This is a genomic window from Halomonas stenophila (assembly GCF_014192275.1).
GTDB lineage: Bacteria > Pseudomonadota > Gammaproteobacteria > Pseudomonadales > Halomonadaceae > Halomonas > Halomonas stenophila.
Window position 1 is genome coordinate 371350 of the sequence record NZ_JACHXR010000001.1, and the last position, 15183, is coordinate 386532.

Genomic DNA, 15183 nt, shown 5'->3' on the forward strand with positions numbered 1-15183 from the left:
GGCCGGCGACAGGCGTGGCGTGTATCGGTCTTGGCGCGCTAAGTTACCATATTCGCGGCTTGGCTGGACAGGCGGCTCAGTCCGCGGCCAGGAGGATCGCAGATAGCAGGATCGCTTGGGGCTGATCCGTCGACAGGCCCCGGGGTGCCGGACCATTGAGGAGGCGCTGTGAACCCATCCCTGGGCGCTACCGACGCCCTGCGGCGCTCTCGCGTCCCGCTTCGCTTGCAGGTCCGGTGCTGGCCATCCATGGCCAGCCCGTTCGGAGCAATGCTCCTCACCCCTGGCGTAGGACCTCCTTTACGGCCTGCCCCCGGCGCCCCTCGCTATAGGCAACTGCGATAGCCCTGAGTCCGTGGCTTCGGGCAGGCAGGCCACGTCGTGGCTGGGCAGCGGGGCAGGGACGGCACTGAAGTGGCGCTGCAGCTCGTCCAGGTGATCGCGCACGAAGCGCAGGAAGAGCTCGGTCACCGGGGTGGGGAAACGCTCCCGATGATAGACGGTGCACCAGGAATGGCGCAGCGGGAAGCCGGGCAGCTCGAGCGGCGCGAGCAGCCCGGCCTCGAGTTCCAGGCGCACCGCCAGGCGCGGCAGCACCGCGACCCCGAGCTGGGCCATGACGCCCTGCTTGACCGCCTCGTTGGTGCCCATCTCGATGGCATGGGCCAGCTCGACGTCCTGCTCGGCGGCGAGTTCCTCCAGGGCGCCCCGCACGCCGGAGCCGGGCTCGCGCATCAGCACGTAGTGACGGGCCAGGTCCTCCAGGGTCGGCCGGTCGGCCGCGAGCAGGGGGTGGCCCGGCCAGACCACCGGAATCATCTCGTTGTCGAGGATCGGCATGAACACCAGCTCCTCGTCCGGGGGCACCCTGGCCATGATCACCAGGTCATCGCGCTGCTCGGCCAGGCGCTCCAGGGCCTGGCCGCGATTGCACACACGCAGGCGGATCTGGACGTTGGGGTAGTGGGCACGGAAGCGAGCCAGCAGGTGCGGTACCACATACTGGGCGGTGGACACCGCCGCCAGGTTGAGCTCGCCGCTGATGGTACCGTCGAGGTCCGACAGGCTCATCTGCAGCCGGGCGACCTGGCCGAAGATGGCCCGCACCGACGCCGCCAGGGCATCCGCGGCGGGCAGGATGTGCAGCGTGCGCCCGGCATAGCGGAACAGCGGCTGGCCCAGGACCTGTTCGAGCTGGCGCATCTGGGCGCTGACCGCCGGCTGGGTCAGTCCCAGGGCCTCGGCGGCCCGGGAATAGGACTGGCGTTCATGGACGGCGCGGAAGACCTGGAGCTGGCGGAAGGTCAGGCGATTGAGCAGTCGGGGGGTGGTCATGGCGTCGTCCAGTGGGGCGGGGCGCGGTAACGTCCGGGCATGCCGTGTCGACATGCTAGCATCGCCTCTCTCACGCTAGCCATTCGGAGTGATCATGTCGCGACTCGCCCCTGCCGTTTCCCGCCTGCTGGTCGCCGCCGGCGGTCCCGGAGGGCTTCGCCTGCGCCAGGCCTGTGCCGAACTCGGCCTGACGGCCATCCAGGCCGGCGGCAGCGCCGAGGCACTGGTGGCCCGTGCCCGGGAGGCGGGCTGCGAGGCGCTTCACCCCGGCGAGGGGGGAACTGCCGAGCAGCTGGCGCTGGCCGAGGCCTGCCGACGTGCCGGCGTGCGCTTCCTCGGCCCGCCGACCGAGCTGCTGGCGGCCATGGCCGAGGGCGGGGGCATGCGCCAGCGGATGCGCGAGGCAGGCTTGCCGTTGACCGCCGCGTCGGCGGGGCATGAGGTGCGGATGTCCCTGCTGGCCGATGGCCGGGGCCGGGTGATCTACCTGGCCCCCCGCCAGCGCCTGCACGAGGCGCTCTCGGTGGCGCCGCTTGGCTGGCTGACCGCCGAGCGCAGCGTCTATCTGGGGCGCCTGGCGGGGCAGGGCGTCGCCGCCCTGGGGCTGACGGGCCTGGTGGAGGTGCGGTTTCGCGTCGAGGGCAATCGCCTGGGGTTCGCCGCCATGGCGCCGGGGCTCACCGGCGAGGAGGCCCTGGACGAGGCCCTGAGTGGCCTGGATCCGGTGGTCGAGCAGCTGCGGGTGCTGCTCGGCGGGCGACTGCGAGAGCGCCAGCCGCGACTCGCGCCGCATGGCCATGCCCGGCTGTGGCAGCTGTCATTGCCCCCGGCGGCCCTGCTGAGTGGCGGACCGGGGCTGCGCCTGGACCGGGCACCCGGCGAGGCCGGGGCCCGCCTGCTGGCCTGGGGGCGCCGGGCCGAGGAGGCCCGAGACCGGGCGCGGCGGGGACTGGTCGAGCTGCTGGGCGAGGCGGAAGCGACGCGCCTGGCCACTCCCTGACGCGACCGTACCTCGCCGAGCGCTAATTTTTTCGCTATATTGCACTGCAGCAAAGACGAGTCTCACGCGGCGAATGTCCTTCGCCTTCCCATGGCCACCCATGGAGTCCAACGATGAATGCCCTGATGTCGACCCTGCCGCCAGCCGCGCTGTCCTTCATGGATCCCTTCGGTTTCGGTCGCGCCGCCTTCGACTACTGGCGCGACACCCTGGAGCGCAGCACGCTCTACCTGGATGTCATGCGCCAGCGCGGCAACCAGTATCTCGAGTATATCGAGCAGACCAAGCCCAATGTGCTGGGCTTCGAGGCCGAGGTGCTGCTGGACGGGCGTGACCTGCCGCGCCCGGTGAACTACGAGCTGCTGCGGATCCTGCCGCCCCAGGCGATGGAGACCGACCCGCGGATGCGGCCCTTCGTGGTCGTCGATCCCCGCGCCGGTCACGGGCCGGGGATCGGCGGCTTCAAGCCCGACAGCGAGCTCGGCGTGGCCCTGCGCGCCGGGCATCCCTGCTACTTCATCGGCTTCTTGCCGTACCCCGAGCCCGGCCAGACCGTCGAGGACGTGGTCGAGGCGGAGGTCGCCTTCCTGCGCCATGTCATCGACCTCCATGCCGAGACCGCGGAGAAGCCGATGGTCGTCGGCAATTGCCAGGCGGGCTGGCAGATCATGATGGCGGCGGCCCTGGAGCCCGAGGTATTCGGCCCGATCCTGATTGCTGGCGCGCCGCTGTCCTACTGGGCGGGCGAGCATGGCGGCGCGCCGATGCGCTATACCGGCGGGATGACCGGCGGCACCTGGGTGACCGCGCTGCTCGGTGACCTGGGCGCCGGACACTTCGACGGGGCCTGGCTGGTCCAGAACTTCGAGCGCCTCAATCCGGCCAATACCTGGTGGAACAAGCAGTATCGGCTCTACGCCAACGTCGATACCGAGGCCGACCGCTATCTGGAGTTCGAGCGCTGGTGGGGCGGGCATGTGGTGCTGGGTGCTCAGGAGATCCAGTACATCGTCGACAACCTGTTCGTCGGCAACCGTCTCTCCACCGCCCAGCTGATCACCTCGGACGGGCGTCGCATCGACCTGCGCAACCTGCGCTCGCCGGTGGTGGTGTTCTGCTCCCGGGGCGATAACATCACGCCGCCGCCCCAGGCGCTGGGCTGGATCCGCGACCTCTACGAGGACACCGACGACATCATCGCCAACGAGCAGACCCTGGTGTACTGCGTCCATGACACCACGGGACACCTGGGGATCTTCGTGTCGGGCAGCGTGTCCCGCAAGGAGCACGCCGAGTTCACCGCCAACATGGACTACATCGACGTGCTGCCGCCGGGGCTCTACGAGACCTCGGTCTCGCGGGCCGAGGAGCGCCCCGATGCCGAGCTGATCGAGCGGGACTACCTGCTCGAGTTCGAGCGCCGCAGCATCGAGGAGCTCGACCGGGAGGTCCAGCACCGCCCGGAGGACGATCGACGCTTCGCCACGGTGGCACGTATCTCCGAGATCAACCTGGGGCTCTATCGCCTCTTCGTGCAGCCCTGGGTCCAGGCGCTGGCGACCCCGGAGGCCGCCCACTGGATGCGGCTGTTGCACCCCAATCGCATGGGCTACCGGCTGCTGTCGGATCGCAACCCGCTGATGGTGCCGGTACCGGTGATGGCCGAGACGGTGCGCCGCGAACGCCACGAGGTGGGCCAGGACAACGTCTACCGGGCCGTGGAGGGCATCCTCTCCAGCCAGATCACCCATGTCCTCGACGCCTGGCGCAACCTGCGCGACCGGACCAGCGAGCGAGTCTTCCTGGACCTCTATGGCCAGCCCCTGTTGCAGGCCCTGGTCGGCCTGGGCGGCGACGCCCATGTGCATCGCCGTCGCCCCGGTGCCGAGCCGGAACACCGCCGCTTCGTCCAGCGCCGCCGGGAGGAGATCCATGCCCTGGTCGCCGAGGGCGGCAGCCACGAGGCGGTCATGCGCTCGGTCATCCATGTGCTGGGCGGCGCGCCCGCCAGCGACGAGCGCAACTTCAAGCGCCTGCGGGCCTCCCGTGCGGAACTCGAGCCGGGTATCCGCCTGGCCGACTTCAAGCACCTGGTGCGCGAGCAGTTCTTCATCCTCAACCAGGATCACGAGGCGGCGCTGGCGGCGATCCCGACGCTGCTGGCGGGGCAGACTGCCGAGCAGATCGAGGGGCACCTGGCGCATATCGACCACGTGCTGGCCGCCAGCGGTGAACTCAGCGAGCATGCCGCCGAGCGCTTTGCGCATATCCAGTCGCTGTTCCGCCAGGCCAAGCCGGCCGGCAGCCGGGAGACCGGCGGCGAGGGGCCAGCCTCGGCGGACGGCGCGGCCTTGGCGTCGCCCGAGGCGGATCGGGCCGAGCCGGCGGTGATCGAGAGCCGGCCGGCTGAGACCACGCCGGTCGACCCCCCGCAGGAGACCGCCGGCTCGGCCAAGCCCCCGCAGGCGGCTGCCCCGCCGGCCGAGGCTTCGCAGCCCGCGGCCACGCCGGCCAAGACGTCGAAGAACACCGCCGGCTCGGCCAAGCCACCGCAGGCGGCTGACCAGCCGGCCGAAGATGCGGGCAAGCCCGATCCGGCGGCCGCCAGCGACAAGCCGGCCTCCAACCGGCGTCGCAGCACGACTCGCAAGGCCAACCCGCGCCGCCGCAGCCCGGGCAAGCAAGACGACTGAACCGCACTCGCCTCGTTGTCACCCCGCCCCCGCCGGCCTACCGGCGGGGGCGTTTCGCTATTATCCCGGGCTTGTCGCCGTGGAATCAGCGGTCTAGGGTCATAGGCTCGGCCCCGTCGTGACTGGCGCGATGGCCGGTGCTGGGGTAGGGTAAGCCATTTTTCACCCGTCGAGACTGGGCGGGCCGAAACCGTCCGGCGCGAGCCTGCAGGCTCGCGCCTACAGAATTGTGGAGCACTATGGGCAAGTCACTGGTCATCGTCGAGTCGCCGGCCAAGGCCAAGACGATCAACAAGTATCTCGGCAACGACTTCATCGTGAAGTCGAGCGTGGGGCACATTCGTGACCTGCCGACCAGCGGCTCGGGCAAGGCGGCCTCGGACCCCAAGGAGCGTGCGCGCCAGGCCGCGGCGACCCGCAAGATGTCCGCCGAGGAGAAGGCCGAGTACCGCCAGCGCAAGGCCCACGACCAGCTGATCCGGCGCATGGGCATCGACCCCGACCATGGCTGGGAGGCCAACTACGAGGTCCTGCCCGGCAAGGAGAAGGTGGTCGCCGAGCTCAAGAAACTCGCCGACAAGGCGGACACCGTCTATCTCGCCACCGACCTCGACCGCGAGGGGGAGGCCATCGCCTGGCACCTGCGCGAGACCATCGGGGGCGACGAGGCACGCTATCGGCGCGTGGTGTTCAACGAGATCACCAGGAACGCCATCCAGGAGGCCTTCGAGGATCCCGGCCAGCTGAACATGCCGCGGGTCGAGGCCCAGCAGGCCCGCCGCTTCCTCGATCGGGTGGTGGGCTTCATGCTCTCGCCGCTGCTGTGGGCCAAGATCGCCCGCGGCCTGTCCGCGGGCCGGGTGCAGTCGGTGGCCATGCGCCTGATCGTCGAGCGCGAACGCGAGATCCGCGCCTTCGTCCCCGAGGAATTCTGGGACGTGCACGCCGACCTGAAGCCGGCCGACGACGCCGAGGCCTCGCCGGTGCGCTTCGAGCTGGCGCGCCAGGACGGCAAGGCGTTCCGGCCGACCTCCGAGGCCGAGACCCTGGAGCGCATCGCCGCGCTGCGCCAGGCCGCGCTGTCGATCACCTCGCGGGAGGACAAGCCGACCCGCTCGAAGCCCAACGCCCCCTTCATCACCTCGACGCTGCAGCAGGCCGCCAGCGGCCGGCTGGGCTTCTCGGTGAAGAAGACCATGACGCTGGCCCAGCGCCTCTACGAGGCCGGCTACATCACCTACATGCGGACCGACTCCACCAACCTCTCCGGCGAGGCGGTGGCCAGCGTGCGCGACTTCATCGGCGAGGAATACGGGGCGCGCTACCTGCCCGAGGCCCCCAACCGCTATTCCAGCAAGGAAGGCGCCCAGGAGGCCCACGAGGCCATCCGCCCCTCCGAGGTGGCCCGCCGGGCCAGCGACCTGGCCGGCATGGAGCGCGATGCCGAGCGCCTCTACGAGCTGATCTGGCGCCAGTTCGTGGCCTGCCAGATGATGCCCGCCGAGTACCTCTCCACCACCCTGACGGTGGAGGCCGACGGCTACGAGCTCAAGGCCAGGGGCCGCGTGCTCAAGTTCGACGGCTATACCCGGGTCATGAAGCCCATGGGCCGCAAGGACGAGGACCAGTCGCTGCCGGACCTCGCCGAGGGCACGCCGCTCACGCTCGAGGCCCTGGACCCCCAGCAGCACTTCACCAAGCCGCCGGCCCGCTACACCGAGGCGAGTCTGGTCAAGGAACTGGAGAAGAAGGGCATCGGCCGGCCGTCCACCTACGCCGCCATCATCTCGACCATCCAGGACCGCGGCTACGTCAAGCTGGAGAACCGGCGCTTCTATGCCGAGAAGCTCGGCGACATCGTCACCGAACGCCTCAAGGAATCCTTCCCCGACCTGATGGACTACTCCTTCACGGCGCGCATGGAGGACAGCCTGGATGAGGTGGCCGAGGGCGAGCGCCGCTGGCGCGAGCTGCTCGATGCCTTCTACGCGGAATTCCGCGAGGAGCTGGCCGAGGCCGAGAGCGAGGAGGGCATGCGGCCCAACCAGCCGGTGCCCACCGACATCGACTGCCCGAGCTGCGGGCGCAAGATGCAGATCCGCACCGCCTCCACCGGGGTCTTCCTGGGCTGCTCCGGCTACAACCTGCCGCCCAAGGAGCGCTGCAAGGCCACCATCGACCTGTTGCCCGGCGACGAGGCGGTGGCGGCCGATGCCGGCGAGGATGCCGAGACCGACGCCCTGCGGGCCAAGCATCGCTGCCCCAAGTGCGGCACCGCCATGGACAGCTACCTGATCGACGAGACCCGCAAGCTGCATATCTGCGGCAACAGTCCGGACTGTGACGGTTACGAGGTCGAGCCGGGCAAGTTCCGCATCAAGGGCTACGACGGCCCGACCATCGAGTGCGACAAGTGCGGCAGCGAGATGCAGCTCAAGTCCGGGCGCTTCGGCAAGTACTTCGGCTGCACCAACGAGGCCTGCAGGAACACCCGCAAGCTGCTGCGCAGCGGCGAGGTGGCACCGCCCAAGATGGATCCGATCCCGATGCCGGAGCTGGCCTGCCAGAAGGTCGAGGACCACTATGTGCTGAGGGACGGCGCGAGCGGCCTGTTCCTGGCGGCGAGCAAGTTCCCCAAGAACCGCGAGACCCGTCCGCCGCTGGTCGCCGAGCTCAAGGCCCATGCCGAGGAGCTGCCCGAGAAGTATCGCTACCTGCTCGATGCGCCGAGCGAGGATCCCGACGGGCGGCCCGCCCAGATCCGCTTCTCGCGCAAGCTCAAGGAGCAGTTCGTGATGACCGACGACAATGGCAAGGCCACCGGCTGGAAGGCGACCTACGCCGATGGCCGCTGGCAAGTGGAGGACAAGCGCAAGTGACGCCCCGTTCGCGTACCAACCAGCTGCTCTACCAGGCCGAGCTGCTGCTGGCGGTGCCGCCCGGCGACGACGAGCACCGCGAGGCCCGGCGCATGGCCGGCGAGGAGGGGGCCCTGGCCCTGCTGGAACTGGCCCTCGAGTCGCTGCTGCGCGAGGTCACCGAGCATGCCGCCCTCGAGCACCACGACTGGCGCGAGCTGCTCGACCCCGCGGGGACGCCGCTGGCCGAGCTCGAGCGCCTGCGCAGCCTGGCGGCCCGGCCCGACAGCTGGCTGGCCAGGCTGCTTGGCCGCCTGGAAGCCCTGCATTCCAGCGAGGGCGCGGCCCGCCGGGCCAGCGGCGCCGCCCAGGGGCTGATCGCCGTGGGCAGCGCCGCCGCCCTGCACGAGGAGCTCCGCGACTGCCTGGCCGAGGCCAAGCGCGAGATCGCCGCGCTGCGCGAGACCAGCGAGGAGTGGTAGCGGGGCCGGCGACGGTCAGTGCGCTGCCCGGCTTCCAGGGTTGTTGCAGCTGTGTTTGAAGAGGGGCGCCGGGGACAAGCCGAAGAGGAGGTCCTACGCCAGGGGTGAGGAGCACGGCTCCGAACGGGCTGGCCATGGATGGCCAGCACCGGACCTGCAAGCGGAGCGGGACGCAAGAGCGCCGCAGGGTGTCGGTAGCGTACATGGAGGTATTCACAGCGCCTCCTCGCAGGCTTGTCGACGGATCAGCCCCGAGCAGATACTACTATCTGATAGCAATGGCCCGGCTTCGCCAGGGGGTGAGAGATGTCGCCATAACCGGTACACTCTCGCCCCTTTTCCCCTGACCGGACCCCTCCCTTGATCGCTACCGCCAACGTCACCATGCAGTTCGGGGCCAGGCCCCTGTTCGAGAACGTCTCCATCAAGTTCGGCCGCGGCCACCGCTATGGCCTGATCGGCGCCAACGGCTGCGGCAAGTCCACCTTCATGAAGATCCTCGGCGGCGACCTCGAGCCCTCGGCCGGCCAGGTGATGGTCGAGCCGGGGGCCCGGCTCGGCCGGCTGCGCCAGGACCAGTTCGCCTTCGAGGACGAGCGGGTCATCGACACCGTGATCATGGGCAACCGGGAGCTCTGGGAGGTCGCGGCGGAGCGCGAGCGCATCTACTCGCTGCCGGAGATGAGCGAGGCGGACGGCATGGCGGTGGCCGACCTGGAGGTGCGCTTCGCCGAACTCGATGGCTACACGGCCGAGGCCCGGGCCGGCGAACTGCTGCTGGGGCTGGGCATCCCGCTGGCCCGGCACGGCGGACCGATGAGCGAGGTATCGCCGGGCTGGAAGCTGCGCGTGCTGCTGGCCCAGGCGCTGTTCGCCGACCCCGACGTGATGCTGCTCGACGAGCCCACCAACCACCTGGACATCAATACCATCCGCTGGCTGGAGGGGGTGCTGACGGCGCGTAACAGCACCATGATCATCATTTCCCACGACCGCCATTTTCTCAACAGCGTCTGCACGCACATGGCGGACCTGGACTACGGCGAGATCACGCTGTTCCCCGGCAACTATGACGACTACATGACCGCCGCCACCGCGGCGCGCGAGCGCCAGCACGCCGACAACGCCAAGAAGAAAGCCCAGATCGCCGAGCTGCAGGCCTTCGTCAGCCGCTTCTCGGCCAATGCCTCCAAGGCCAAGCAGGCCACCTCGCGGGCGCGCCAGATCGACAAGATCAAGCTCGAGGACATCAAGCCCTCCAGCCGGGTGAGTCCCTTCATCCGCTTCGAGCAGGACCGCAAGATCCACCGCAACGCGGTCAACGTCGAGGCGATCACCAAGGGCTACGAGACTGCCGCCCCGCTGTTCGAGCGGCTCTCGCTGACCGTCGAGGCCGGCGAGCGCATTGCCATCATCGGCCCCAACGGCATCGGCAAGACCACCCTGCTGAAGACCCTCGGCGGCGAGCTGGCGCCCGACGCCGGTGAGGTCCGCTGGACGGACAGCGCCGAGCTCGGGGTCTTCGCCCAGGATCACGGCGACGACTTCGCCAACGACGCGACCCTGTTCGAATGGATGGCCCAGTGGACCGATGGCGGCGAACAGGTGGTGCGCGGCGCCCTGGGGCGCATGCTGTTTTCCAGCGACGACATCGACAAGTCGGTGAAGGTCATCTCCGGTGGCGAGGCGGGGCGCATGCTGTTCGGCAAGCTGACGCTGACCCGACCCAACGTGCTGCTGATGGACGAGCCCACCAACCACCTGGACATGGAATCCATCGAGGCCCTCAACCTGGCGCTGGCGAACTATCCGGGCACCCTGATCTTCGTCAGCCATGACCGCGAGTTCGTCGCCTCGCTGGCCACGCGCATCATCGACATGGGGGAGGAGGGCATCAGCGACTTCACCGGCAGCTACGACGACTACCTGAGAAGCCAAGGGCTCTGACGCCGAGGCGTCGGACCGGCGCTTCCACACAAGTTGGCGGGTGTTGTGGCGTCAGTGGCGGTCGTTCCAGTGGCGCTGCATCTCGAGGAAGGTCAGCGACGCCGACCAGGTGATCAGCATGAAGCCGGTCAGCGACTCGGTGCCCATCAGGAAGCGCAGCGGCCCCTCCGGGTACACGTCCCCGTAGCCCAGGGTGGTGTAGGTGATGGCCGAGAGGTAGATGTAGTCGAGGCCGTTGACGACCGTGGCCCCGGCGACGCTGGCCGAGGTGGTCGCCTCCAGCCACCAGGCCGTCAGGCCGAACAGCCAGATCTCCACCACATGGGCGCCGAGCAGGCCGAACATCAGGCCCAGGAAGCGCCGTCGCCGGGTCGGGGAGGTCCGCCGCATCAGGCCGCTGAGCACGCTCGACACCTCGTAGTGCAGCAGCACGCAGATCACCACCAGGATGACGGTGGCACCCACCGCGGTCAGGTGACTGATATCGAGCAGGGCATCGGTCAAGGGCGCCTCCTTGGCGGTGGAATCGGGACGGGAGCGGTCGGCTCCCGTGGCCTCGATCTGCATCATCCCGACGTGACCTCCTCGGCCAGGGTATCAGTAGCAGCCCCGAGCGGGCACGGCCAGGATGCCGAGGTTCGCCGCCTGTCACGGGACATGCAGCGCCTCGAGGACTACTGAGCAGGCGACGCCCGGCGCCGAGCTGGCTAGGCTTGGGGGCAGGTTCTGCCCATCCGCCCCCTGCCAGGAGTGCCCATGCGCCAGTTCCCGCACCCTTTCCCGTCACCGTCCCCTGCGACCCTGCTGCCCACCCTCGCCACACTGATCGACACCCCGCCCGCCGGCGAGGAGGTGCTCGAGGCCCATGTGCTCCTCGACGACGCCCACCGGGCTCGGGCCAGCGATATCCACCTGGATCCCTTCGAGGGCGGGGTGCGCCTGCGCCTGCGCATCGATGGCCGTGTCGTCGATGCGGCCACCGTCGAGACAGGCCTTGGTCACCGACTCATCAACCAGCTCAAGGTCCTCGCGGGGCTCAACCCGGTACCGTCGCTGGCCACCTCCGAGGGCAGCTTCGGCTGGACATCGAGCGGGAAGGGCGAGGTCGACGCCGAGGAGCGCTTCCTGCGGGTCACGGCGGTGAAGTGCGTGGCCGGCGAGAAGCTGGCGGTGCGCTTCCTGGCACCGCCGCCCGCCTTCACCGACCCCTCGGCCCTGGGCCTTGGCGAGCAGGGGGTACGGGGGTTGAGGCGCTGGCTGGATGCCACGGGCGGCATGCTGCTGGTCGCCGGCCCCACCGGCGCCGGCAAGACCACGACCCTCTACACCCTCCTCGAGCAGCTGCGCCTCACCGACAGCCAGGTGGTCACGCTGGAGGACCCGGTCGAGTACGAACTGGCGGGCATCAATCAGGTGCAGGTCGACCCGGACCACGGACTCGATTTCGCCTCGGGCACCCGCTCCATGCTGCGCCTGGACCCCGACTATGTGCTGATCGGCGAGCTGCGCGATCCGGGGTCCGCCCAGGCGGCGGTCTGTGTCGCCAATGGCGGCCGCTCGCTGATGGCCACCCTGCATAGCCGCGATGCCGTGGGTGTGGTCTCCACGCTGCGCCAGCTGGGTCTCGACGATGCCGAGATCGGCGCCAGTCTCGGTCTGGTGATCGCCCAGCGGCTGGTGCGGCGGCTGTGTACGGCCTGTCGCCGGCTGGAGGCCGTGGATCCCGAGGATGCCGACTGGCTATCGGCGGTGGGGGCGCCGGTGCCCCGGCGCGCCTGGTCGGCGGTGGGCTGTGACCGCTGCCAGGGCCTGGGCTATCACGGCCGCACCGGGGTTTTCGAGCTCTGGCAGCCGTCCAGCGACGACCATGGCCGATTGTTGCGTCATGCCGACGAGACCGAGCTGCGCCATGGGCTGGTCGAGCGAGGCGAGCACCTGATGCTGGACGATGGCCTGGCCAAGGCGGAGAGCGGCGTGACGACCCTGCGCGAGGTGTTGCGGATGGGCGCTATCCTGGCGGCCTGACCCGGCGCAGCGCGTCCGGGTCGCCCTCGTCGGCGAGCGCTCGTCGGCGAGGGGGCATGACGAATCAGGCCACGGCCCCGGGCCCGACGCGCGAGGGGGAGACCTCGGAGCTGTCGGTGAATGGCGACGGGCAAGGGGCTGCGGCCTGGCAATGTCTCTCCCGTGCGACGCTGACATGCGCTCGGGAGGGCTCCCGGCCTGGTTATCTGCCGCCCCAGGACAAGATGCACCCCACGTCCCCTGACAGAGACAGCGGAATACGCTATAAAGGCGCTCACGTTTCCCAGTCACGATGCTTCCTGACGAAGAAGGTGGAGATGCCAGACCTTTCCCGTCGCCGATTCGGCTTGCTGGCCCTGACGGCCCCCCTCTGGCCATGGGCGAGCGTCCAGGCCAGTCCGACCCTGATGAACGATCTGCTGGCGCAGGCCACGTCACCGCGCTATCCCAGCGAGCTCTGGGTATTGGTCGACGACCGCGAGTCCTCGCTCAGCCTCTTCCGCGGCGAGGCACGGCTGGAGCACTATGCGCCGATCTCGCTGGGACGGGGCGGCGCCAAGCCGCAGCGCGTGAGCGGCGATCGGGCCACGCCGCTGGGCGAGTTCCGGGTGAACCGGTTCAACCGCCACAGCAAGTTCCACATCTTCGTCGGCCTGGACTATCCCACGCCGACCCATGCCCGGATGGCCCTGGCGTCGGGGCTCTACAGCCAGCAGGACTATGACGACTACTTCTCGTACTACCGTCGCCACGGTTCGCCTCCCCAGGAGACGGTGCTGGGGGGCTATATCGGCATTCATGGGGTCGGTGTCGGCGATCCCGAGATCCATCGCCGCTTCCACTGGACTAACGGCTGCGTGGCCGTCACCGATGCCCAGGTGGAGCGACTGTCGTCGATCATCGACATTGGCACGCGAGTCGTGATCCGCTAGGCTTTACATGCGCTAGGGACGCTCTAGTCGGTAGACAAGCGTTGTGTCTTGCTATAGAACAGCGTTTGACTCCTGTGACACGCAGCAGACATTGCTGCAGGAAGACCTGCACATTTGCAGGAAGCCTGTTCTGCAGGCATCACCAACGCAGTACCAAGGAAGACCCAAGGAGAACACCATGACTATGAAGACCACTCTGAAGCTGACCGCCGCTGCTGCCTCTCTCGCCGTACTGGCCGGCTGTGCCTCTTCCGGCGCCCTGGAAGAAGTCCGCATGACCGCCGAGTCCGCTCAGGCCGACGCCGCTGAAGCGCGCAGCATCGCCACCCAGGCACAGAACACCGCCAACCAGGCACAGCGCGACGCTCAGGCGGCTCTGCAGATGTCCCAGCAGAACCGTGAAGAGATGAACCGCATGTTCGAGAGTTCCATGCGCAAGTAATTCCGGATCACCACGCCAGGCACGCTGCCTGGCGATGTAGTATCAGAAACCACCCCTCCCTCGAGGGGTGGTTTTTTTCGCTCATTGCACGTTAGCGTGACCTGTGGGAGTGCTCAGGGAGTGCTCAGGGAGCGCGATGGCGCCGCCAGGCGCCCGGGGTATCTGAACCCTGTGGGAGCGCTCGATAGAGCGCGATTCTCTCGCCGCCCGCTGCGCTCCCACGAAAAGCCGCAACCCTTGCCAGCTTGTGTGGGAGCGCCGGTGTCGTCAGCCCTGCGGCGGCAGCTGGTCGTACAGGCTCGGTCGGGCGGCGATCAGCTCCAGGCGGTCATACAGGGTTTCCGGGGCCGGGGTCGGTTCGGCGGGCTCGGGGGCGGACTCGAGCGCCACCGGCATGCCGCCGGGGATCTCCACCACCTCGCGCAGCCGCGAGTAGTCGACCGGGTACTCGAGCCCTTCGATGCTGGCATCGACCTGGCCGAGTGCCTCGGTAACCCGCTGGATGCTGGTGCCCTGCTTATCGTCCAGGTAGGGGTAGGCCTGGACGTAGAGGGTGCCGTCGGACCAGCCCAGCTTGAAGCTCTCGTTGATCAGCCGCACCTGGGTGCCCACCGCGATCTGGTCGAACAGATGCTCCACGTCCTGCGGCAGCATCCGCACGCAGCCGTGGGAGACGCGCATGCCCACGCCCTCCGGCTTGTTGGTGCCGTGGATCAGGTAGCCGGGAATGCCCAGGCGCATCTTGCGGGTGCCCAGCGGGTTGTCGGGGCCGGCAGGCACCACGCCGGGCAGGGGGTCGCCGGCCTCGGCGTGCTCGCGGCGGATGGACTCCGGCGGGTACCAGGCCGGGTTCTCGACCTTCTGGGTGATGGTGGTGTTGCCCAGCGGCGTCTCCCAGTCCTGGCGGCCCACCCCGAGAGGGTAGGTCTGGACGATGCGCGGCTCGCCTTCCTCGGCCGGGGGATAGTAGTAGAGGCGCATCTCGGCGACATTGATCACGATGCCGTTACGCGGCGCATCGGGCAGGATGAACTGGCCGGGAATCGTCACCTCGGTGCCCTCGCCGGGATACCAGACGCTGACGTCCGGGTTGGCGCGCACCATGGCCCGGTAGCCGATACCGTGCTCGTGGCCGATATCGATCAGGGTGTCCTCCTTGTCGGCTTCGACGCTGTAGACCTCGCCGACGAGGTCGCCCTCCTCGGGCAGCAGATAGTAGCCGCGAGGCAGGTCCTCGCTGGCCTGCAGGGGGGCGGCGAAGGCGGTGCTCAGCCCGAGCAGCAAGGTGGTGCGGGTCAGGGCGCCGCGTAAAGAGGGTGCGGTCATGGTGGTCATGGTCTCGGGTCGGAGTTGTCATGGGGGCCGACCCCGTCCGTGGGGATCGGCAATGGTGTTAGAGTGCCCCAGCCGGTGCCGGTTCGCCAGTGGCTCGGGCCCTTCGGGCTGGCGCGAGGTTCGAGGCTCGAGGG

At 69.0% G+C, this 15183-nt stretch carries 11 protein-coding genes; 8 read left to right on the plus strand and 3 right to left on the minus strand.

Annotated elements, in window-relative coordinates:
• Positions 1-300: 300 nt before the first annotated feature.
• Positions 301-1335, minus strand: coding sequence for a LysR family transcriptional regulator (locus FHR97_RS01680; RefSeq protein ID WP_183382028.1), 1035 nt, complete (start codon positions 1333-1335; stop codon positions 301-303).
• A gap of 94 nt (positions 1336-1429) precedes the next feature.
• Here FHR97_RS01680 and FHR97_RS01685 point away from each other — a divergent pair, with 94 nt between their 5' ends.
• The 5 genes from FHR97_RS01685 to FHR97_RS01705 all read left to right on the plus strand — a co-directional run bounded on the left by FHR97_RS01685 (position 1430) and on the right by FHR97_RS01705 (position 10315).
• Positions 1430-2335, plus strand: coding sequence for a biotin carboxylase N-terminal domain-containing protein (locus FHR97_RS01685; protein ID WP_183382029.1), 906 nt, complete (start codon positions 1430-1432; stop codon positions 2333-2335).
• Positions 2336-2448: 113 nt separating this feature from the next.
• Positions 2449-5028 carry a DUF3141 domain-containing protein gene (locus FHR97_RS01690; protein ID WP_183382030.1) on the plus strand — a complete coding sequence of 860 codons (2580 nt, stop codon included), beginning with the start codon at positions 2449-2451 and terminating at the stop codon, positions 5026-5028.
• A 239-nt stretch (positions 5029-5267) separates the two neighbouring features.
• Positions 5268-7907: a type I DNA topoisomerase gene (gene topA / locus FHR97_RS01695; protein WP_183382031.1), complete on the plus strand. Its 2640-nt coding sequence runs from the start codon at positions 5268-5270 to the stop codon at positions 7905-7907.
• The gene (locus FHR97_RS01700; protein WP_183382032.1) at positions 7904-8368 is read left to right on the plus strand and encodes a DUF6586 family protein; all 465 of its coding nucleotides are present in this window, start codon (positions 7904-7906) and stop codon (positions 8366-8368) included. Before topA ends, FHR97_RS01700 begins: the two co-directional genes overlap by 4 nt.
• Before the next feature lie 360 nt (positions 8369-8728).
• A complete protein-coding gene (locus tag FHR97_RS01705) occupies positions 8729-10315 on the plus strand; it encodes an ABC-F family ATPase (protein ID WP_183382033.1) in 1587 nt (528 codons plus the stop codon).
• A 51-nt stretch (positions 10316-10366) separates the two neighbouring features.
• Here the strand turns inward: FHR97_RS01705 and FHR97_RS01710 are convergent, their stop codons facing one another.
• Complete coding sequence (locus FHR97_RS01710) at positions 10367-10885, minus strand: ion channel (RefSeq protein ID WP_246403648.1); 519 nt, start codon at positions 10883-10885, stop codon at positions 10367-10369.
• A 186-nt stretch (positions 10886-11071) separates the two neighbouring features.
• Here FHR97_RS01710 and FHR97_RS01715 point away from each other — a divergent pair, with 186 nt between their 5' ends.
• The 3 genes from FHR97_RS01715 (at position 11072) to FHR97_RS01725 (ending at position 13714) form a co-directional block, all read left to right on the plus strand.
• Positions 11072-12340, plus strand: a complete 1269-nt coding sequence (locus FHR97_RS01715) for a GspE/PulE family protein (RefSeq protein WP_183382034.1) — start codon at positions 11072-11074, stop codon at positions 12338-12340.
• A 317-nt stretch (positions 12341-12657) separates the two neighbouring features.
• Positions 12658-13272: a L,D-transpeptidase family protein gene (locus tag FHR97_RS01720; RefSeq protein WP_183382035.1), complete on the plus strand. Its 615-nt coding sequence runs from the start codon at positions 12658-12660 to the stop codon at positions 13270-13272.
• 178 nt (positions 13273-13450) lie between these two features.
• A complete protein-coding gene (locus FHR97_RS01725) occupies positions 13451-13714 on the plus strand; it encodes an Lpp/OprI family alanine-zipper lipoprotein (protein WP_183382036.1) in 264 nt (87 codons plus the stop codon).
• A 267-nt stretch (positions 13715-13981) separates the two neighbouring features.
• Here the strand turns inward: FHR97_RS01725 and FHR97_RS01730 are convergent, their stop codons facing one another.
• Positions 13982-15049, minus strand: a complete 1068-nt coding sequence (locus FHR97_RS01730; RefSeq protein ID WP_183382037.1) for a L,D-transpeptidase family protein — start codon at positions 15047-15049, stop codon at positions 13982-13984.
• Positions 15050-15183 lie beyond the last annotated feature (134 nt).